Here is a 19,341-nt window from a genome sequence, read left to right as displayed (position 1 = left end):
AGTCGGGCGATGTGGTACTGGCTGTTCAAGTACGTGCTGATGGGACCGGGACTCAAGCTGATGGCCCGACCGCGCATCGAAGGTGTCGAGAACATCCCCACCCGCGGTCCGGCGATCCTCGCGAGCAACCACCTGGCCGTGGTCGACAGCTTCTACCTGCCGCTCAAGGTGCCGCGGCGGATCTACTTCCTCGCCAAGAGCGAATACTTCACCGGCACAGGGCCGAAGGGCGCGTTCCAGCGGTGGTTCTTCACCGCCTCGGGCCAGATCCCCATCGACCGCACCGGCGCCGACGCGGCCGCGGGCGCCCTCATCGCCGCCCGTCGCAAGCTCGAGGAGGGCGAGCTGATGGGGATGTACCCCGAGGGCACCCGCTCGCCGGACGGCCGTCTGTACAAGGGCAAGACCGGCCTCGCGCGCATCGCCATGGAGACCGGGGTGCCGGTCATCCCGGTCGCGATGATCGGCACCGACCACCTGAACCCGCCCGGCACCGTGCTGCCGCGTCCGTGCCGCGTGACCATCAGAGTGGGCAAGCCGCTGGACTTCTCGCGCTTCGAGGGCATGAACGGCAACCGTTTCATCGAGCGGGCGGTCACCGACGAGATCATGTACGAGCTGATGCGCCTGTCCGGTCAGCAGTACGTCGACATCTACGCCGCGAGCCTGAAGAAGGCCGCCGACGGGGACGCTCAGCCGCCGGCGACGACCGTGCGGTCCGAGCCCGCCGCCTGACGGTCCGGCGGCGCGGTCGGCCGCACGCGGCCGAGCACGACCATCACGACGAGCAGGCCGAGGCCCCACAGGCAGAAGGCGTTGCCCAGCACGGTCTGCACCACCGACCACCGCGTCGGGTCGCCGTGGAAGAACTGGAACGGCGCGACGCCGACGACGACGAGTCCGGCACCGGCGGTGACGAGTAGTGCCCGTCGCGTCCGCGCGCGATCGCTCCGCCACGCCGCGGCCGCGAGCGCCAGCACGGCGGGCACCGACCACACCCAGTGGTGCGCCCACGACGTCGGCGAGACCATGACCGCCCAGACCGCGGTCACGCACACTCCGAGGACGTCGCCGCCGACGGTCCGTGCGCGTGAGATGGCGACCCAGGCGAGCGCGGTCAGCACCAGCACCGATGCCGCCCAGACGAGCTGTTCGCCGCCACCCGACCCGAGCAGACGGATCCACATACCGTTGACGCTCTGGTTGATGCCGCCCGCGAGGTCACCGATCCGGTCGGTGTGGAACACGGTGTGGCTCCAGTACCGGGACGAGTCCGACGGGGCCCAGACGAGCGCGATCGCCGCTGCTGCGGCGAACGTGCCCACGGCGCGCAGCACCGCACGCCGGTCACGGCGGACGACGAGCCACAGGACGAACGCCAGCGGCGTCAGTTTGATGGCCGCGGCGACGCCGATCAGGACACCGTGCCATCGCGACCCTCGCGGGCCGAGGACCAACAGGTCGACGGCGACGAGCACGAGCAGGACCACGTTGATCTGCCCGAAGCCCAGCGTCATCCAGTAGGGGTTGGTCCAGAGCGCGACCGTCGACACCGCGAGGACGATCCAGGTCCGGTTCCCGTCCGACCCGATCCGGAGCGCGCGCAGGACGATCGCGATCCCGATCACCGTCGCGATCAGCGTCACCACCGCCATCACCGTCCCGGCCACCACGAGGGGGACCACGGTGAACGGCAGGAACGACAGCGCCGCGAACGGTGGGTAGGTGAACGGCAGCCAGATGCCGTCGGTGGTGAACGGCATCGACCCGGAGGCGTACAGCGACCCGCCGTTGCGCCACATCTGCGCACCGAGGCGGTAGACGTCGATGTCGATGCGGTCGAAACGCCCGAAGGAGTGCGTGAACGGGGTGCCGGTCACGCGGATCATCGCGGTCACCGCGAAGGCCACCACGATGGTGGCGACGACCCCCCGCGACGGGGACCAGCCCGTGAGAAGGGGTCGGGCGGACGCGGTCGCGACCGGCGGACGAAGCGTGGACATGACGGCGATCATCGCGCATGACCCCCGACGCCTACGCTCGGTGGGTGCGATTCTTCTATGACACCGAGTTCATCGAGGACGGTCGGACCATCGAACTGGTGTCGATCGGTGTCGTCGCGGAGGACGGCAGCGAGTACTACGCGGTCTCCACCGAGTTCGATCCCGACCGCGCAGGGGACTGGGTCCGAGCGAACGTCCTGCCACATCTCCCCCCACCGTCGTCGAAGACGTGGGCCGGCAGGCAACGGATCCGTGACGAGTTGCTGAACTTCCTCACCTCGTTCGACGGCGACGTCGAGATGTGGGCCTGGATCGGCGCCTACGACCACGTCGCCCTGTGTCAACTGTGGGGGTCGATGCCGCAGCTGCCCCGCCCGATCCCGCGCTACACGCGCGAGCTCAAGCAGATGTGGGAGGCACTGGGCCGACCCGCGTTGCCGCCGTCGCCGGCCGACGCGCACGACGCCCTCGTCGACGCCCGTCACAACCTGCGCAAATGGGAGGCGATGCAGGCCGCCGCCCACGCCTGACCCGCCGCGTCGACGCGCCACCCCGGCGGGTGACGGCGGCGTCGTGCCCGACGATTACGCTGGTCGCCGTGGTGAACTGGACTGTTGACGTGCCCATCGACGAGCTGCCGGAGCTCCCGCCGCTCCCGGGCGACCTCGCCGAGCGTTTCGCCGGGGTGCTCGAGCGGCCCGCGCTGCAGCAGCCGACCTGGCCCGAGGACAAGGCGCGGGCCATGCGCACCGTGCTCGAGAGCGTGCCGCCGATCTGCATGCCCGAGGAGGTCGCGCAGCTCCACGACAGCCTCGCGAAAGTCGCGCGGGGCGAGGCGTTCCTCCTGCAGGGCGGCGACTGCGCCGAGACGTTCGTCGCGAACACCGAGCCGCACATCAAGGGCAACATCCGCACGCTGCTGCAGATGGCCGTCGTGCTCACCTACGGCGCGAGTCTCCCGGTCGTCAAGGTCGCGCGGATCGCGGGCCAGTACGCGAAGCCGCGGTCGTCGAACACCGACGCCCTGGGCCTGACCTCGTACCGCGGCGACATGGTGAACGGGTTCCCGGCCGACGAGGCCGCCCGCATCCACGACCCGTCGCGTCTGGTGCGTGCGTACGCCAACGCCAGCGCCGCGATGAACCTGGTGCGGGCGCTCACCGGCGCGGGACTGGCCGACCTGCACCGCGTGCACGACTGGAACCGCGAGTTCGTGCGCACGTCTCGCGCCGGCGCGCGCTACGAGGCGCTCGCGTCCGAGATCGACCGTGCGCTCCGCTTCATGGACGCCTGCGAGGTCCGCGACAGCAACCTGGAGTCGGCGAACATCTACGCCTCCCACGAGGCGCTCGTCCTCGACTACGAACGCGGGCTCCTGCGTCTCGCCGACGACCCCCGCGACCCGGACGGCGACCCGGTTCTCTACGACCTGTCTGCGCACTTCCTCTGGATCGGTGAGCGGACCCGCGACCTCGACGGCGCCCACATCGCGCTGGCCGAGCTCATCGCCAACCCGATCGGCGTGAAGATCGGGCCCACGACGACGCCCGAGCAGGCCGTCGAGTACGTGCGACGCCTCGACCCGAAGAAGGTCGACGGGCGCCTGACGTTGGTCGCGCGGATGGGCAACGGCAACGTCCGGACCGTGCTGCCGCCCATCGTCGAGGCCGTCGAGGCGACCGGTCACAAGGTGATCTGGCAGTGCGATCCGATGCACGGCAACACCCACGAGTCGTCGACGGGGTTCAAGACCCGGCACTTCGACCGGATCGTCGACGAGGTGCAGGGGTTCTTCGAGGTGCACCGGGCCCTGGGCACCCACCCGGGCGGCGTGCACATCGAACTCACCGGCGAGGACGTCACCGAATGCCTCGGTGGCGCCCAGGACATTTCCGACATGGATCTCGCCGGTCGCTACGAGACCGCCTGCGACCCGCGCCTCAACACCCAGCAGTCACTGGAGCTGGCGTTCCTCGTCGCGGAGATGTTGCGCGGCTGACGGTTCCGACCACGCGGTCGGTTGCTGGGCGGGTCGGCCCGCCGTCAGAGGGTCGGCGCCGGCGACGGCGACACCCGCCCACCACCCGAGTCCGGCGAGGGTGATCGCCAGCACCACGACGAGGCCCGCGACGATCCAGCCGCGACGTCGGCTGCGTCGACGACGTCCGACCTCCCGCTGCGCCGCGGCGAGCAGAGCCGGTCGTGCGCGCCGGTCGTCCTCGTCGAATGCGTCGTGGTCGTCGTAGCCGGGTCGGTCGTGGTCGTCGTGGCCGAATCCGTCTGCGCCGTCGCGACGTTCGACGCGGGTGCCGTCGGCCATCATGCGGGTGGCGCGAGGACGGCCGGGGTCGATGTCGTCGGAACCGAGGTCATCGAGGTCGGCGTCGTCGGTCGGTCGTGACTCGGCCAGTCGACGGGCGAGGGCGGTCGCGCGTTCGGCGGACACCCGTGGGGCCGGGACCGTGAACGACGGCAGGCGGAGCTCGGCGACGACGTCGGCGAGGGCGTCGAGCATGTCGTCACCGTCGGCGAACCGCTGTCCCGGGTCGCGCGCGGTCGCGGTGAGCACCAGCTCGTCGAACGGCCGGGGGACACCGCGGATCACGCGGCTCGGCGGCGGGACGTCACCGCGCAGCCGGGCGTAGGCCAGCGCCAGCGGGGTGTCGCCGCGGAACGGTGTGGTGCCCGTCAGCATCTCGAACAGCATGATGCCGAAGGAGTAGACATCGCTGCGGGCGTCGGCGTCGGCGGACTCGACCTGCTCGGGGGACAGGTAGGCCGCAGTGCCGAGGATGACGCTGTCGCTGGTGATGCCGGCCGCGGCGATGGCGCGGACGAGACCGAAGTCGACGACCTTGACCTCCCCGGCGTCGGAGATGAGGACGTTCTCCGGCTTGACGTCGCGGTGGACCAGCCCGTGGGCGTGCGCGGCCCCGAGACCGCCCAGCACCGGGATCCCCACCGCCGCGGCGGCATGCGGCGGCATCGGACCGCGCTCGGCGAGCAGCTCCCGCAATGTCCCGCCCTCGACGAGCTCCATCACCAGGAACGCCCACTCACCGTCGACGCCCTGGTCGTAGACGGGCACGAGGCCGGGATCCTTGAGTCGCGCGACCGACCGCGCCTCGAACTCCAGTCGCGCGAGGAAGCGCGGGTCGGCGCTGTAGCGGGGATCCATGACCTTCACGGCCACCGGGCGGTCCAGACGGAGGTCCACACCGAGGTAGACCCCCGACATCCCGCCGCGCGCGATGAGGGCGTCGATGCGGTAGCGGCCGTCGAGCGCGACGCCGAGCAGGACGTCACGTGCCGTGCTCACGTCGTCGACCCCTTCCGGCGAGAGAGGTGCGTCGCGCGGACCGCGACGCACCCTGCCGGGCAAGCCTAGTCGTGCCCGGACACGCGGGGCCCGGCCGCGCACGGCGGGTACCGTGTCCTCCCGTGGCCACACTGCCTCTCACCGACGACCACGTCCTGCCCGCCGACGAGCCCGTCCTCGATCTCCCCGCCGTCGCCCGCCGGCTCGGCGTCTCGGTCGGCCGGATCCGCACCCTCGTCGCCGAACACCACGTCCTCGCGGTGTCCCGTGACGGCGAACCCGTGGTCCCCGAGGTCTTCTTCGACGATCACGGCATCGCCAAGCACCTCACGGGTCTCATCGGCGTCCTCCTCGACGGAGGGTTCAGCCGCGACGAGGCGATGGAGTGGATGTTCACCGTGCAGGACGATCTCGGCGAGTACCCCGCGCGGGCTCTGCACGGACACTCCGCACGCGAGATGATCCGGCGCGCACAGGCTCTGGCGCTCTGAGAAATCGGCCGTGACGAGCGGTCCGCTGCGCGGTCGGGCGGCTCAGCCGCCGTACGGTCGGGCGGCTCAGCCGCCGCGGACGACGGCGGCCGCGGCCCGGCGCGCCCGGCGCGGGCCCCCGACGACCACTCGACGACCCAGCACGTGGTGGTCGGCCGCCTCGATCTGCTCGAGGATGTCGCGGTACAGCTCGAAGGCGGCCCGGATCGCGGGTCGGCTGCGCCGGTCGAGGAGTGCGATCCCCGGCTCGGCGACGCGGTATCGGGCGCGGGTCACGGCGATGCAGTGGGCGAGTCCCCGCTGCAGCTCCGGTGGGCTGATGCCGGTACGCCGTGCCTGCGCCAGCATGTCCTCGTCGACGCCGAACGCCGCGAGTTCCTCGGCGGGCAGGTAGATCCGGCCCCGGTCGAGGTCCTCGCCGACGTCGCGGATGAAGTTCGTCAGCTGGAACGCCTCGCCGAGCGCCGCCGCTAGCGGCAGTGCGGCATCGGGGTCGCTGGATCCGAGGATCGGGACCATCTGCAGGCCGATGACCGACGCCGACCCGTACATGTAGACGTCGAGCTCCTCGAACGTCGCGTAGCGGGTGGTGAACAGTGGGTCGCCCGGCAGGTCCATCCGCATGGAGGTCATGAACGCGCGGAAGTGGTCCTCGGGGATGTCGAACTCGACGATCGTGTCGGCGAGGGCGAGGATGCGGTCGTCGGCGTGCTCCGGGAGGCGGGCGCCGGGGGTCCGGCGGGCGGCCAGCGCGTCGCGGAGGCTGTCGTCGAGAGCGTTCACGACCGTCGTCGGGTCCAGCGTGTCCGACCCGTCGACCGACCACACGGACTCGCTCGCGTCGAGGACACCGTCGGTCACCGCGGAGTCGGGGTCGACGTCGACGACGTCGTCGACGAGCCGGGCGAAGCCGTACAGGGCGTACACCGCGCGCCGACGACGCAGCGGGAGCAGGCGCGTCCCGAGGTGGTAGGTCCGGCCGTGTTCGGCGGTCACCCGTTCGGCGACGGCGTACCCGCGTTCGACGCGGGCGCGATCGGACGGGTGCAGGTCGTCGACGACCTCCAGGGTGGACGAACGGGTCATGGTGCGGCCTCCGTCGCGGGTGAGGGGGCGGATGTGGTGGTCGACGGTCGGGTCGTGTCGACGTGGTCGGCGGGGCGATGCGGAGTCCGCGTGCGCCACAACACGATCCCGGCGGCGATCGCCGGGACGAGGCAGAGGATCGCGTCGACGGGCTCGTAGAGCAGGATCGAGTCGTCGGGTTGGAACACCAGGAGCAGGTACACGCACGCCCCGGCGATCAGGGCGAGGCCGCGTCGACCGATGACGGCGGCGCCGGCGACCACCAGCGCCCAGCTGTAGTACCAGGGGAGCGTGGAGGGTTCGAGCAGCAGCACCGCGGCCATCGCCACGGCGATCCCGACCACCGCGGAGGTGACGTCGGCCCGGGACCGCCACCAGACGGCGACCAGTGTGACGGCGAGGACGACCGCCCCGACGAAGCGCACCGTCGCGAGCACGCCGGGCAGCGGGAGCGCGACGAACGGCGCGGCGACGAGGGTGACCAGATGCGCGATCGCGGTCGGCAGGGTGAGCCAGTTGATGATCCGGTCGGCGTAGCCGAGTCCGGTCAGCCATCCGAGCCCGTGTCCGACCACGACGGTGAACACACCGAAGATCACCAGGCTGATGCCCACGATCGCGCCGAGCATCCCGGCCACGGCACGCGCACCGACCCTGCCGCGTTCCCGCGCGTGCGCCCACCAGATCCACAGGACGAACGGCAGGGCGATGCCGGCGGTGATCTTCACCGCGACCGCGAGGGCGAGGACCACGACGCCCCACACGTGGTGGCGGAGCACGGTGAGCGTCACACCGGTGACGAGCATCCCCGCCATGAGCATCTCGACGTGGGGTCCACCGACGAGGTGGATGAGCAGCATCGGGTTGAGCACCGCGAGCCACAGCGCGATCCGCGGGTCGCGTCCCAGCGCCGTCGCCAGGCGGGGGACCGCCCAGATCGCGAGGGCCCACCCGGGCAGCATCACCGCGCGCATCGCGAGCACACCGGTGATGGGGTCGTCGCCGGTCAGCTCGGTCACCCAGCGGGTGATCGTCATGAACAGCGGGCCGTACGGGGCGCTCGTCGTCGCCCAGACCTGTGCCATCGAGTCCAGCAACGGGCCGGGGTTCGTGGCCGGGCCGTCCGCGTAGGGGTTGAACCCGTCGCGCAGCAACGCGCCCTGGGCCAGGTAGGCGTAGACGTCGCGGCTGTACACCGGTACCGCGAGCAGCAGCGGCGCCGACCACCCGACCGCCGCCCACCGCAGGCGGTGCACGTCGTCGGCGGTGCGCGGGGTGGTGAGGATCCGGCGACCGAGCCACACCCAGGCCACGATCATGGCGGTGACACCGCCCCAGAACAGCAGCGCCGACAGCGATTTCCCGTGCCCGTAGGTGATCCACGCCATGTCGGCGTCCTGCAGCCACATCTGCGCGCGCGGGATGTCGCCGACGCCGACGCTGCCGAGCGTGACGAGCACGGCCCCGACGACGCCGAGGACGACGACGCCGGTGCGTGCGCCGCCGTCGGACCCGCTCAGGCGGTGATCCGATCTGCTGCGAGTCGGCCCGAGATGAGCACCGGCGGGATCCCCACGCCGGGGACGGTGCTGCTGCCCGCGAGGACCACGTTCTCGGCACCGCGCCACAGGTTCGGGGTGCGCAGCGGCCCGGTCTGGCCCAGCGTGTGCGCGGCGGCGAACGGGGTCCCGGCCGACATGCCGTCGGCCGCCCAGCTCCCCGGGTGGTCGATGCGGTGCACCCGGGCGTCGGTGATGCCCTTGTAGCCGCGCTCCTCCAGGACGCCGAGGTACTCGGCGACGTAGGGGGCCGCGATGTCGTCCCAGGCGAGGTCGGCGGAGTCGAGGTTCGGGCACGGTGCGAGCACCGACACCGATTCCGCTCCATCGGTGACGAAGTGGTCGGGATCGGTGACCGCCGGACGGTTCATGAGGATCGACGGGTCGCTCATCAGTCGGCCGCGGCGAGCGGTCAGCTCGCGGAAGGTCTCGGCCCAGGCCGCACCGAAGTCGATCGTGTGGTGCCCGCCGGGCCATCCGGCGGCGATGTCGGCGTCGACCGTGATGTGCGCGACCACCGCGCTCGGCGAGTGCCGCACCGCGCGGGTGCGTCCGGTCTCGCCGAGCAGACGCCGGGTCACCGGGGTGTCGGTGGTGACGACGACGGCGTCGCAGGGGATCTCGCCGGCGTCGGTCTGCACGGCGACGGCCCGGCCGCCGGCCAGGCGCACCGACGTCGCGGGCTCGCCGTAGCGAACCTCGCCGCCGGCCTCGGTGAGGGCCTGCGCCATCACGGCACCCACCCGTCCCATGCCGCCGATCGGGTACTCGACGCCGAGGCCGACGTCCATGTGCGCGATGACGGCGTAGATCGCCGGGGCCTGACTCGGCGGCACGCCTGCGTAGAGGGCCTGGAAGGTCACCGCCCGCTGCAACCGCTCGTCACCGATGTACCGGTTGACGGCCGCGGTGAGTCCTCGCACGGCGCCCATCGTCACGAGATCCTTGACGCCCGAGCGCATCTCGCCGCTCGCGACGTAGTCGAGGACGGAGTCGTGGTTGCGGTCGAGGAAGCGGTCGAACTCGACGTCGTAGAGCCGCTTCAGCCACTGGTCGTAGCGGCGATAGCCGTCGGCCGACGCCGCCCCGAAGGTCCGTTCGATCTCGACGATGCGGTCCTCGAGCCCTCGGCGCACCGCGAACTCGACGCCGTCGGCGTAGCGCATGTGGTACGTCGGGTCGAGGGGCCGCAGGTCCAGCCGGCGCAGTGCCTCGTCGTGGTCGATGCCGACGGCGCCCATCGGACGAGTGATGAGCGCGGGCATCGTCAGCACGGAGGCGCCGGTGTCGAAGGGGACACCGTCGATCACCTCGGTGCGCACCCGGCCGCCGGGTGTCGCGGCCGCCTCGACGACGGTGACGTCGAGGCCCGAGCCTCGCAGGTGCAGTGCCGCGGCGAGGCCCGAGAGTCCGGCGCCCACGACGACGACGCGGCGCACGGGGCCCGGGACGCGGCGGGCGCGGGAGGGGCGGGGGACGGGGATCGGCGAGGCCATCAGGAGCGTCTCCGGGTGAGGGCGTGGGCGACGGTGGTGAGGTCGGCGCGGGCGTCGGCCGGGGCGTCGAGTCCGTCGAGGACCGCGAGTGCGCCGTCGACGAGATGCCCGATCTCCTCCTCGATCTCCGCGGCGGCACCGCAGTCGACGAGGAGCGCGCGGGCGTCGTCGAGTTCGGCGGGTGTCAGCGACCGGCCGACGAGCCCGCGGAGGCGGGCCGCGGCGGCGGGGTCGTCGGCGTCGAGGCGGCGCAGCGCGACGGCGAGGAGCGCGGTGCGCTTGCCGGCGACGAGATCGTCGCCGGACGGCTTGCCGGTCACGGCGGGGTCGCCGAACACTCCGAGCATGTCGTCGCGAAGCTGGAACGCGATGCCGAGTCCGTCACCGACGCGGCCGAGCACCTCCACGGTCCCGTCGCCCGCGCCCGCGAGGGACGCTCCGAGCTGCAGCGGTCGGGAGACGGTGTATCCCGCCGTCTTGAAACGCATCACGCGGTAGGCCGCGTCGACGGACTCGTCGGCCGCCGCCTCGGTCACGATGTCGAGGGTCTGCCCGGCCAGCACCTCGGTGCGCATCGCGGTCCAGACACCCACGACGCGATCGCGGACGGCCGGGTGCAGCGGTGCCCGCGCGACGATGTCGTCGGCCCAGCTGAGCGCGAGGTCACCCAGGAGGATCGCCGTCGACGTGCCGAAGTGATCGGGGTCGCCGAGCCAGCCGCGCTCTCGGTGGCGCTGCGCGACTGCCCGGTGCACGGTCGGTCGTCCGCGTCGGGTGTCCGAGCGGTCGATGACGTCGTCGTGGATGAGTGCGCACGCCTGGATCAGTTCGAGGGCGGCGCACACCTCGAACGCGGTCGCGGCGTCGCCGTCGTCGGTACGGCCCCCGGTCAGACGGAAGCCCGCCCACGCGAACGTGGGGCGGACCCGCTTCCCACCGCCCATGACGAAATCGCCGATGAGGTCGGTGAGGTCGGCGACGCTGTCGGACACGGCGGCCGTCGCCGACCGACGCTCGGTGAAGACGTCGGCGAGGAGGCGACCGACGGCAGCGGGGACATCGTCGATGGTGGCCGGCAGCACCCCACGAGACTACCGACGCCTCGACGCCCGGGCGTGTCTGCGGTGTTCCTCACCACGGCCGATGGTCCGGCCGTCCACCCCTCTATGCTGGGCGGGTGACCTCACCGACCGCAGCGCAGTCCGTCATCGCACGGCTGTCGGCGCCGCACGCCGGCCCGGTGCCGTTCTCCGTCGAGTTCTTCCCGCCGAAGGATCAGGCCGGCGAGGAGCGCCTGTGGCGCGCGGTGCGCGTCTTCGAACAGCTGCGCCCCGCCTTCGCCTCGCTGACCTACGGCGCCGGCGGCACGAGCCGTGACCGCACCGTGCGCATCGCGGGAGAGATGGCCCGTGAGACCACCCTCACGACGGTCGCGCACCTCACGGCGGTCAACCACAGCATCGACGAACTGCGCGCGCTGGTGGGCTCGTACGCCGACCAGGGCATCACCAACATCCTCGCGCTCCGTGGCGATCCGCCGGGAGACCCGTTGGGGGAGTGGACCAAGCATCCCGAGGGCGTCGCGTACGCGGAGGAGCTGGTGCGTCTCGTCGACGAGCTCGGCGAGTTCGAGGTGGGTGTGGCGTCGTTCCCCGAGGGACACCACCGCGCGCCCGACCTCGAGGAGGACACGCGCAATCTCGTGGCGAAGCTGCGAGCGGGTGCGGAGTACTCGATCACCCAGATGTTCTTCCGTGTCGACGACTACCTGCGCCTGCGGGACCGTGTCGCCGCCGCCGACCCCGAGCAGGGCGCGAAGCCGATCATCCCGGGCATCATGCCGATCACCTCGCTGGCGTCGGTGCGGCGGATGATGGAGCTGTCCGGGTCGACGATGCCGCCGGACCTCGACGAGCGTCTCGCGCGGGCCGCGGGGAACGACGAGGCCGCGAACCGGGACGCGATCCGCGCTGTCGGCATCGACATCGCCACCGAGATCGCCGAGCGGCTCATCGCCGAGGGCGCGCCGTGCCTGCACTTCTGCAGCCTCAACTTCGCCAAGGCCACCGGCGAGGTGCTCCAGCGCCTCGGGATGGACGCACTCGTCGCCTGAGCGGGCCTCACCCACCCAGACGACGCCCCTTCCACCGCAGCGTGCCGCTGCGGGTGCGCCGGACGGACTCGACCACGAGTCCGACCGCGGCCGTGACCGCGGGCCCGTGAGCGACTGCTGATCCGACGTCGGCAACCGTCAGGCGTGGACTCTCGGCGGACCGTGCGAGCAGACGTGTGGCGACGGTCGCGGCGTACAGCAGCCAGGCCCTCGCGTCGCGGGGGCGCCGGATCACGGCGACGGTGGGGGCGGCCTGTGCGACGCCGGTCGCGACGACCGCGGCCAGGGCCCCCGGCCGACCGAACTCCGTGCCCAGCCACCGCAGATAGCCACCGGCCAGGGATCGGCCGTCGGTGTACATGCGACAGCTGACCTCGTCGCGACCGAGCCGGATGATCGCCGCCAGGCCGACGTCGCGCACCCTCCGGGCGAGCGCGAGGTCGTCGGCCGGAGATCCGGCCACGCTGCGGTGGCCGCCGACGAGCCGGTGCACACGGGTGGGCATCAGCAGGAACTGGCCGTTGGCCAGCGCGGTCGCGGCCGACGGTCGTCGCTCGCTGAGCCGGATCGGCACCGTGGTGAACCACGACCAGCACGGCAGCGGCTGCAGCAGGGTCTCGGCCGGTGACCCGACCTCCTGACGTGGCCACAGGCTGAGCAGTCCGACGGAGCGGCCACCCGGTCGGCGACGGTCTTCGTCCTGCAGGAGCGCGACGGCGGAGGCGATCGCGTCGGGACGCAGGCGCACGTCGGCGTCCACCAGGCACAACCACCCCTCGGCCGGCGGATCGGTGAGGTGACCTCGCGTCATCCGTTCGATCGCCCACGCCTTCCCGGTCCAGCCCGGCGGCGGGTCATCACCGCCGTCGAGCACCTCCACACGAGGGTCTCCGTCGGCGGCCGCGCGGGCCAGATCGCCGGTGCCGTCGGCCGATCCGTCGTCGAGCACGACGATCCGGAGCGCGGACAGACCGCGCTGCGCGCGCAGGTCGCCGACCACGTCGGCGATGTGGTCGGCCTCGTCACGGGCGGGGACGCACGCGGTGACCGGGTCGGCGACCTCGGGACGGGGCACGGCCGGGGCGGACAGGCCGCCGACGGTGAGTCGGTTGACCGCGGCGATCGACAGCTGCGCCAGCACGGTGACGGCGACCCACGCGGGCAGACCGCCGGGGCGCGCGGATGCGCTCACAGGGGTCAGGAGTCGCGGGGTGTTGCGGTCAGGCGGGGGCTCGTGTCCCGGGCGAGGTAGGCGATGCCGCCGACGATCAGGACGACCGCGATCGTGATGCCGACGAGCAGCCAGGTCCAGTCGTCGAAGGCCGCGGTGCCCGGGTCGGGGTAGTCGGCCTCGGCGGACAGGTCCGAGGTGGTCCCCGGCTGGGGCGTCCAACGAACCGTGTCGTCCGCGGTCTGCTGACCGTTGGTCGCCGAGATCGACCCCGCGAACCGCACCGTCATGACGATGAGGTCGCGGCCCGCGGTGAGGGGTGTGAGGTCGGCCGACGCCCGCAGCCGCACGACGTCGCCGCTGCGCTTCGTCGACAGCTGCATGCTCACCGACGAGTTCGGGTACGCCTCGAGCAGCAGGTCGCCGAGCTGGTTGAACACACCAACGGGCAGTGCGCTGTAGGTGATCCGGGTCCCGCGGAACCCGTCGGCGTCGTAGTCCTCGGCGACGACGTTGCCCGCCATCGACTGCGGGACCTCGATGCGGGGGACACCGTTCGAGGAGCCGGTGGCGCCGTTGGCGTCACCGGTCGACTTCTGCGCCACGATGAGGTCACCCCACAGCCGGTCACCGACGTAGGACGACCGCTGCAGGCACGATGTCAGGGAGGCCGAGGCCGCGAGCAGCACGAGCACCGCGACGACGGCGCGGGCGACGCGCTGCGGGCGGGCGGGGCGGATCGGACGCGGGAGCGGCGAGGACGTCACGCGGACATCGTGCCAGCCCGCACCACCCGTCGTCGCGGACGCGCCGCGACGACGAGCGCGGGCACCGCCAGGACACCCATCACGACGACGCCGTAGCCCAGTCCCGATCGCAGGTCGCCCTCGTGCAGCAGGAAGGCCTGCGCGAACGCCGACCCGATCCACGTCCACACCACCCAGACGAGGGCGACGAGCGGGACACGACTGTTCGGCTCGGCGTCCATGGGCGCGCCGGGACGCCGGCAGAACTCGATCAGCGTCATCGCGACGACGCCGACGAGTGCCCACCCGGCGAAGTTGGTCAGCGGGATCTGCTCCATGCCGGGCAGTCCGGCGTCGGTGCTGCGCCAGGCCCAGAGCCCGTCGGCCACCATCTGCGGGTCGAGGTAGAGGTCCCACCCGATCAGTCCGACCGTGGCGAGGGCGACCCGGGGCAGGGCGCGGTCACCGACGACGATCCCGGCCACGCGCCACACCGCCCAGACGCCGATCAGCCACGCCGCGCTGATCCAGACCGGCACCCCGGCGATGTGCGGGTGGAGCCGGTCGTCGGCGTAGGCGTAGGTGCCGAACGGGAAGCCGGTGTGCGTCCCCGACCACTCCGCCGCGTAGGCGAGCACGGGCACACCGACCACCACGACCAGCCCGCGGGCGACGCCGAGTGCGACGAGCGCGTCGGCCGCCATGGCGACCACCGCGGACGCGAGGACGACGATCGTCACCGTGTCGCGCACGCCGGGACCGGCCAGGGGGTAGGCGATCTGCGCGGCGATCGACACCCCGACCGCCGCGAGGGCGAGGGGCGCCAGGGCGTGCGGGGCGGAGGTCGCCGTCGACCTCGTCGCGGCGGCCGTCACCGTCGTCCCGATCCGAGCAGGCCGGGCAGTGCGCCCGCGATCACCGACCGCACGCGGTCGACGGGTCGGGTCCGCGCCGCCAGTACCGCCTGTGCCGCGATCGAGCCCGACAGTCCCGACACGCCTCCACCGGGGTGGGTGGACGCGCCGGCGAGGAACAGGCCGTCGGCGCCCGGCACGGTGTGACCCCCGAGGTCGGGATGCGGTCGGAAGGCGAACATCTGATCGGCGGACATGTCGACGTGCATCACGTTGCCGCCGACCAGCCCGAGCTCGTCCTCGAGGCGGTCGGGGGTCTGGGCGTACACGTGCTCGATGCTGTCGGCGAAACCGGGCGCCCACGAATCCATCTCGGCGACGACGGCGTCGGTGGCCTCCTGGCGCACCGACTCCCACGACCGTCCACCCGACAACCGGTACGGGTGCCACTGCGTCCACAGCGTCAGCATGTGCCGGTCCGGTGGGGCCAGCGACGGGTCGATCGCGGAGAAGCCCATCGGCAGGACGACGGGCCGCCGTGGCAGGTCGCCCGCCCGGGCGTCACCGTGCGCCCGGGCGAGGTGCCCGCGATCGGTGACGAGCAGTCCCAGACCCGAGTGCACACCGTGCGCGGGCAGGCCGGCGGGCAGGTTCGCGTACTGCGGCAGCGCCGTCGTGCCGACGCGGATCGCGCTGCCGACACCGGGTCCGACGTCGATCCGCGACCGCCACCGGTCGACCGCGGCCCCGTCGTGACCGCCCGCTGCGAGCATGTCGAGCGTGGTGAGGACGTGGCACGCGGCGATCACCTGGGTGGCGGTTTGCTCGGCGCCGGAGGCCGTCCGGACACGCCAGCGGTCGCCGTCGGGGGCGATCTCGACGGCCGCGTCACCGAGATGCACCGAGCCGCCGTCGGATTCCAGCGAGGAGATGAGCGCGGTGGTGAGGGCACCACTGCCCCCGACCGCGCGCCCGGGCGGGCCGGAGTGCATGAGTGCGGCGATGCCGACCATGGGTGCCGTGCCCGGCTCGCTCATCGGGGGACCCGACTGCGCGCCGAACCACGCCAGCGCCGCCTTGAGGCGCTCCGAGGTGAACCAGCTGTCGAGCAGTGCGTCACCCGATCGCAGGAACTCCTGTGCCAGTTCGGGTCCGGCGGTCCGGCCCGACCGGCCGTCGCGGGTGGGCATGCCCCAGAACGCGCGCACGAAGGAGGCCGGGGCAGGACGTGCCCCGAACATCCGCATCACGGCCTGCGATCGCGGTCCCCAGACGCCGACGAAGTCACGGTAGGCCTGCGCGTCGCGGGCACCGCAGGACGCCTCGATGGAGGCACACGTCGCGTCGACGTCGACACGGAAGACGATGGCGGGGGAGTCGCCGACCGCGGGCGCGAACGCCCACGGGTCGCAGTCGATGTAGCGCAGTCCGTGCCGGGCCAGGTCGAGCCGTTCGACGAGCCCGGTGTGCCGGATCATGATGTGGGCGCTCGAGCCGCGGTCCACGCGGTAGCCCGGGAACCGCTCGACGGTGGACACCGCGCCGCCGGGGACGGTGTCCCGCTCGACGACGGCGACGTCGAGTCCGGAGCGCGCGAGCAGGGCGGCGGCGACCAGACCGTTGTGTCCGGCGCCGACCACCACCACGTCGTGAGGTGTGTGCATCACTCCATGGTGCCCGCACCCGACCGGGCTGAACCCCGACGCCGGGTCAGCGGACCCCGCGCAACGGCAGGCGACGACCGAGGACGGCGAACGGCCGGGGGTCGCCGGTGAAACTGAAATGACGCAGCAGGTCGTCGAAGCCGAGGCGTCGGTACAGCCGCCAGGCACGGTTGTCGTCGCGCGGCACCTCCGGCGTCGACAGCAGGACGCTGCTCTCGAGCCGGTCCCGGAGCAGTCGCACCAGGACCCGTTCGCCCAGCCCCGATCCCTGGTGGCCCGGGTCGACGTGGAGTTCGGTGAGCTCGAAGTAGTCGCGGGTGATCTCCGTGATCTGGGGCGCGGTGAACCCGGCGAGCCGCAGGCCCGCGCACAGCTGCTGGTTCCACCACTGGTCGGGCGCACCGCGGTAGCCGTACCCGACGGCGACGAGGCGATCGGTGCCGCCGGCGGGGTCGGTCTCGACCGCACCGACGGCCTGCCAGCCGGGACGCCGCGTGTGGTCGGACCAGAGCGGCGCGCGGTGCGCCTGCGTGCCGCGTGGATAGCCCATCGCGGCGACGTAGATGTCCAGCGCGGCGGGCAACCACGTGTCGATGTCAGCGACGGTCAGGTCGACGAGTCGCACCGGCACGGGGTCTGCGCCTCCTCTTGAGCACTGCGCGGGGGGTGGCCTATATTGAATAGGTCGAACGGGTGTTCGAGTGCTCAACCTCCGCGACGAGTGACTTCCCACCCGGCGACCTCCGGTCGGCCCGGTGGTGGACGAGGGAAGCGTCTGCCGCCGGGCCGATCCGCCCCGGGGCCGGTTGTCGGTGGTGGCGGGTATCACCGACAGTGCCGACGCGGCGCGGGACGGATGCTCGCCCGCGCGACGTTGAACCGGACACGAGACGACAGAGCCGCAGGAGAGGGGACGACGATGACGACACGACGGTCGACACCTGATCCGAGGGCCGTCCTGCGAGCACGCGACCTGCTGTCGCGGGCGGACACGATGGCCGTGCACGCCGGTGACGTCGACGACGCCGCGGAACAGGTCCGTGGCCTGTACCTGGCCGCGTTGCGCGCCGCGGGCGCCGCCCTGGCCGTCGGGGAGACGACGTCCCGGCGTCGGGGCTCGGCGAGCGCCTGGGCGCGACTGCCGCGCAGCGTTCCCGCCTTCACCCGGTGGGCCACCCACTTCGCCGGACTGTCCCGGCTCCGGTCCGACATCGAGCTCGGCGTCGTGCACGACGTACCGCCGGAGACCGTCTCCCGCACCCGGGTCGCCGTGGTCGACTTCCTCGCCGACGTGGAGGCTCTCGTCGACGCCTGTGCGCGCGGCGATGTCGCACCTCAGCAGTGGTCGCCGCCCGAGAAGCGGACGGCGTGACACAGTGGGCTGGTGTCCGGTCGGTAATGGTGGTCGCATCGGCGAACACCTCGTACTATTGGCTCACTGGCCCGGGACGCGGGCCCGAGCCGCTCGGACACGTCAGACGGGCCAGACGACTCGCAACGAATCCGGTCACCGGACCGAGTGCTGTTAGGAGGGGCGGTGCCACTCTCGGAGCACGAGCAGCGGATGCTCGAACAGATCGAGAACGCGCTCTATGCCGAAGATCCGAAGTTCGCCTCGAACGTTCGTCGGCGTCGCTTCGGCGGGTCTGCGGCTCGTCGTCGGTTGCAGGCGGCTGTCGTCTTCGTGATCGGTCTGGCCCTCCTGATCGGTGGCGTCGTCGTCGACGTGACCGTCGGTGGCTTCCCGATCCTCAGCCTCATCGGATTCCTCGTGATGTTCGGTGCCGGTCTGCTCGCGCTGTGGGGCGTGGGTTCGTCGCCGGCATCGCCCGCCGGTGACAGCGGCGGCGACGGCCAGCCGCGTCGCGGTCGGAACCGGTCGTCGCGGTCGTTCAGCGAGCGCATGGAGGAGCGGTTCAACCGCCGTTTCGAACAGGAGTGACATGGTGATCCGACCGCACTGACGGTCGGTCCACGACAGGCCGCGCACCCAGCTGGGTGCGCGGCCTTCGTCGTTCCCGGCGCCTCCCCGTGCCCCCACTTCCACCCACTCTGTGCCCCCGGCCGGTTCCCGTGACGTTGCGGCAATGCGTGACCTGCGATTTCGCCACGGCACGACGCGCCACGACGACTGCGTGGCCGCAAATCTCCCCACCTGAAAAACTGCAGCTCACGCATGGTTTCTGCGCATCTCTTGCTCTCCCCGGGGAACTTTATGGTGGCAAGTGGGGCAAAGTGGGGTAATGTGGCTCGCGGAGGCAGGGAGTGCCGGACCCCCTTCCTCCACCGGCGGGAGGTGTGGCGGACGTGTTCGTCGGCACCCACGCGCACAAGTTGGACGACAAGGGGCGGCTCACGTTGCCCGCGAAGTTCCGCGAACAGCTGGCGGGAGGGATGTTGGTGACACTCGGTCAGGACCGGTGCCTCACGATCTACTCGCCGGAGAAGTTCGCGGAGATCGCGGAGCGTGCCGCCGCCGCGTCCAAGGTCGACGAGAAGGCGCGGATGTTCCAGCGCACCCTCATGTCGGGCACCGAGGAGATGGTCCCCGACGGACAGGGGCGCATCACGCTCTCGGTGGAGCATCGGCGCTACGCGGGCCTGTCGAAGGCATGCACCGTGATCGGCAACTACGACAGCATCGAGGTCTGGGACTCCCAGGCCTGGGAGAACTACCAGTCGCAGCACGAGGAGAGCTACTCGCGCGGCGACAACCCGGCACTGGGATCGATCCTGTGACCACGGTCCCGCCACCGGAGACGACGGCGGGACGCACCGCGACCGCGCACGGCGAGGCCAGGCCTTCGCCCGACCCGACCCTGACGCACTTCCCCAGCGC

Annotated in this window: 19 protein-coding genes; 8 read left to right on the top strand and 11 right to left on the bottom strand. The window is 72.0% G+C overall.

Going from position 1 to position 19,341, the window contains the following annotated elements; genetic code table 11:
* Positions 1-9 precede the first annotated feature (9 nt).
* Positions 10-735: a 1-acyl-sn-glycerol-3-phosphate acyltransferase gene (locus Q1A98_RS20310; protein WP_299576847.1), complete on the top strand. Its 726-nt coding sequence runs from the start codon at positions 10-12 to the stop codon at positions 733-735.
* On the opposite strand, the gene Q1A98_RS20305 is transcribed toward Q1A98_RS20310, so the two are convergent.
* A complete protein-coding gene (locus Q1A98_RS20305) occupies positions 693-2,003 on the bottom strand; it encodes a glycosyltransferase 87 family protein (RefSeq protein WP_299576845.1) in 1,311 nt (436 codons plus the stop codon). The genes Q1A98_RS20310 and Q1A98_RS20305 overlap by 43 nt on opposite strands.
* 44 nt (positions 2,004-2,047) lie before the next feature.
* Here Q1A98_RS20305 and Q1A98_RS20300 point away from each other — a divergent pair, with 44 nt between their 5' ends.
* Together Q1A98_RS20300 and Q1A98_RS20295 are read left to right on the top strand one after the other, a co-directional pair.
* A complete protein-coding gene (locus Q1A98_RS20300) occupies positions 2,048-2,533 on the top strand; it encodes a polyadenylate-specific 3'-exoribonuclease AS (RefSeq protein WP_299576843.1) in 486 nt (161 codons plus the stop codon).
* A 68-nt stretch (positions 2,534-2,601) separates the two neighbouring features.
* Entirely contained in the window at positions 2,602-4,002 is a 1,401-nt protein-coding gene (locus tag Q1A98_RS20295; protein ID WP_299576841.1) for a class II 3-deoxy-7-phosphoheptulonate synthase, read from the top strand.
* Here the strand turns inward: Q1A98_RS20295 and Q1A98_RS20290 are convergent.
* Positions 3,958-5,322: a protein kinase gene (locus tag Q1A98_RS20290; protein ID WP_299576839.1), complete on the bottom strand. Its 1,365-nt coding sequence runs from the start codon at positions 5,320-5,322 to the stop codon at positions 3,958-3,960. The two genes, Q1A98_RS20295 and Q1A98_RS20290, sit on opposite strands and share 45 nt — an antisense overlap.
* A gap of 122 nt (positions 5,323-5,444) precedes the next feature.
* Here Q1A98_RS20290 and Q1A98_RS20285 point away from each other — a divergent pair, with 122 nt between their 5' ends.
* The gene (locus Q1A98_RS20285; protein WP_299576837.1) at positions 5,445-5,813 is read left to right on the top strand and encodes an Rv2175c family DNA-binding protein; all 369 of its coding nucleotides are present in this window, start codon (positions 5,445-5,447) and stop codon (positions 5,811-5,813) included.
* 66 nt (positions 5,814-5,879) lie between these two features.
* Here Q1A98_RS20285 and Q1A98_RS20280 read toward each other — a convergent pair whose 3' ends face one another.
* From Q1A98_RS20280 to Q1A98_RS20265, 4 genes are read right to left on the bottom strand one after another with little or no spacing between them, the layout of a single operon-like run.
* Positions 5,880-6,899 carry a phytoene/squalene synthase family protein gene (locus Q1A98_RS20280; protein ID WP_299576835.1) on the bottom strand — a complete coding sequence of 340 codons (1,020 nt, stop codon included), beginning with the start codon at positions 6,897-6,899 and terminating at the stop codon, positions 5,880-5,882.
* The gene (locus tag Q1A98_RS20275; protein WP_299577061.1) at positions 6,896-8,419 is read right to left on the bottom strand and encodes an alpha-(1->6)-mannopyranosyltransferase A; all 1,524 of its coding nucleotides are present in this window, start codon (positions 8,417-8,419) and stop codon (positions 6,896-6,898) included. Before Q1A98_RS20275 ends, Q1A98_RS20280 begins: the two co-directional genes overlap by 4 nt.
* Entirely contained in the window at positions 8,416-9,954 is a 1,539-nt protein-coding gene (gene crtI, locus Q1A98_RS20270; protein WP_299576833.1) for a phytoene desaturase family protein, read from the bottom strand. The genes Q1A98_RS20275 and crtI overlap by 4 nt, the downstream gene beginning before the upstream one ends.
* On the bottom strand, positions 9,954-11,036 hold the full coding sequence (locus tag Q1A98_RS20265) for a polyprenyl synthetase family protein (protein WP_299576831.1): 1,083 nt from the start codon (positions 11,034-11,036) through the stop codon (positions 9,954-9,956). Before Q1A98_RS20265 ends, crtI begins: the two co-directional genes overlap by 1 nt.
* A gap of 95 nt (positions 11,037-11,131) precedes the next feature.
* Here Q1A98_RS20265 and metF point away from each other — a divergent pair, with 95 nt between their 5' ends.
* Positions 11,132-12,067, top strand: coding sequence for a methylenetetrahydrofolate reductase [NAD(P)H] (gene metF, locus Q1A98_RS20260; protein ID WP_299576829.1), 936 nt, complete (start codon positions 11,132-11,134; stop codon positions 12,065-12,067).
* Positions 12,068-12,074: 7 nt separating this feature from the next.
* Here the strand turns inward: metF and Q1A98_RS20255 are convergent, their stop codons facing one another.
* The 5 genes from Q1A98_RS20255 to Q1A98_RS20235 are packed head-to-tail and all read right to left on the bottom strand — an operon-like array spanning position 12,075 to position 17,133.
* Complete coding sequence (locus tag Q1A98_RS20255; protein WP_299576827.1) at positions 12,075-13,259, bottom strand: glycosyltransferase family 2 protein; 1,185 nt, start codon at positions 13,257-13,259, stop codon at positions 12,075-12,077.
* 5 nt (positions 13,260-13,264) lie between these two features.
* Entirely contained in the window at positions 13,265-14,005 is a 741-nt protein-coding gene (locus Q1A98_RS20250; RefSeq protein WP_299576825.1) for a DUF3153 domain-containing protein, read from the bottom strand.
* On the bottom strand, positions 14,002-14,859 hold the full coding sequence (locus Q1A98_RS20245; RefSeq protein ID WP_299576823.1) for a carotenoid biosynthesis protein: 858 nt from the start codon (positions 14,857-14,859) through the stop codon (positions 14,002-14,004). The genes Q1A98_RS20250 and Q1A98_RS20245 overlap by 4 nt, the downstream gene beginning before the upstream one ends.
* Positions 14,856-16,502 carry an NAD(P)/FAD-dependent oxidoreductase gene (locus Q1A98_RS20240; RefSeq protein WP_299576821.1) on the bottom strand — a complete coding sequence of 549 codons (1,647 nt, stop codon included), beginning with the start codon at positions 16,500-16,502 and terminating at the stop codon, positions 14,856-14,858. Before Q1A98_RS20240 ends, Q1A98_RS20245 begins: the two co-directional genes overlap by 4 nt.
* A 46-nt stretch (positions 16,503-16,548) precedes the next feature.
* Positions 16,549-17,133 (bottom strand): GNAT family N-acetyltransferase, encoded by a 585-nt coding sequence (locus Q1A98_RS20235; RefSeq protein ID WP_299576819.1) that lies wholly within the window; start codon positions 17,131-17,133, stop codon positions 16,549-16,551.
* 288 nt (positions 17,134-17,421) lie between these two features.
* On the opposite strand from Q1A98_RS20235, the gene Q1A98_RS20230 reads away from it, so the two are divergent.
* The 3 genes from Q1A98_RS20230 (at position 17,422) to mraZ (ending at position 19,241) form a co-directional block, all read left to right on the top strand.
* A complete protein-coding gene (locus Q1A98_RS20230) occupies positions 17,422-17,874 on the top strand; it encodes an SAV_6107 family HEPN domain-containing protein (RefSeq protein ID WP_299576817.1) in 453 nt (150 codons plus the stop codon).
* A 165-nt stretch (positions 17,875-18,039) separates the two neighbouring features.
* A complete protein-coding gene (locus tag Q1A98_RS20225) occupies positions 18,040-18,444 on the top strand; it encodes a DUF3040 domain-containing protein (protein WP_299576815.1) in 405 nt (134 codons plus the stop codon).
* Positions 18,445-18,809: 365 nt separating this feature from the next.
* Positions 18,810-19,241 carry a division/cell wall cluster transcriptional repressor MraZ gene (mraZ, locus tag Q1A98_RS20220; protein ID WP_299576813.1) on the top strand — a complete coding sequence of 144 codons (432 nt, stop codon included), beginning with the start codon at positions 18,810-18,812 and terminating at the stop codon, positions 19,239-19,241.
* Positions 19,242-19,341 lie beyond the last annotated feature (100 nt).

The sequence above is a fragment of the uncultured Williamsia sp. genome, assembly GCF_947494875.1.
GTDB lineage: Bacteria > Actinomycetota > Actinomycetes > Mycobacteriales > Mycobacteriaceae > Williamsia_A.
This window is presented reverse-complemented; position numbering and strand designations above follow the sequence as displayed.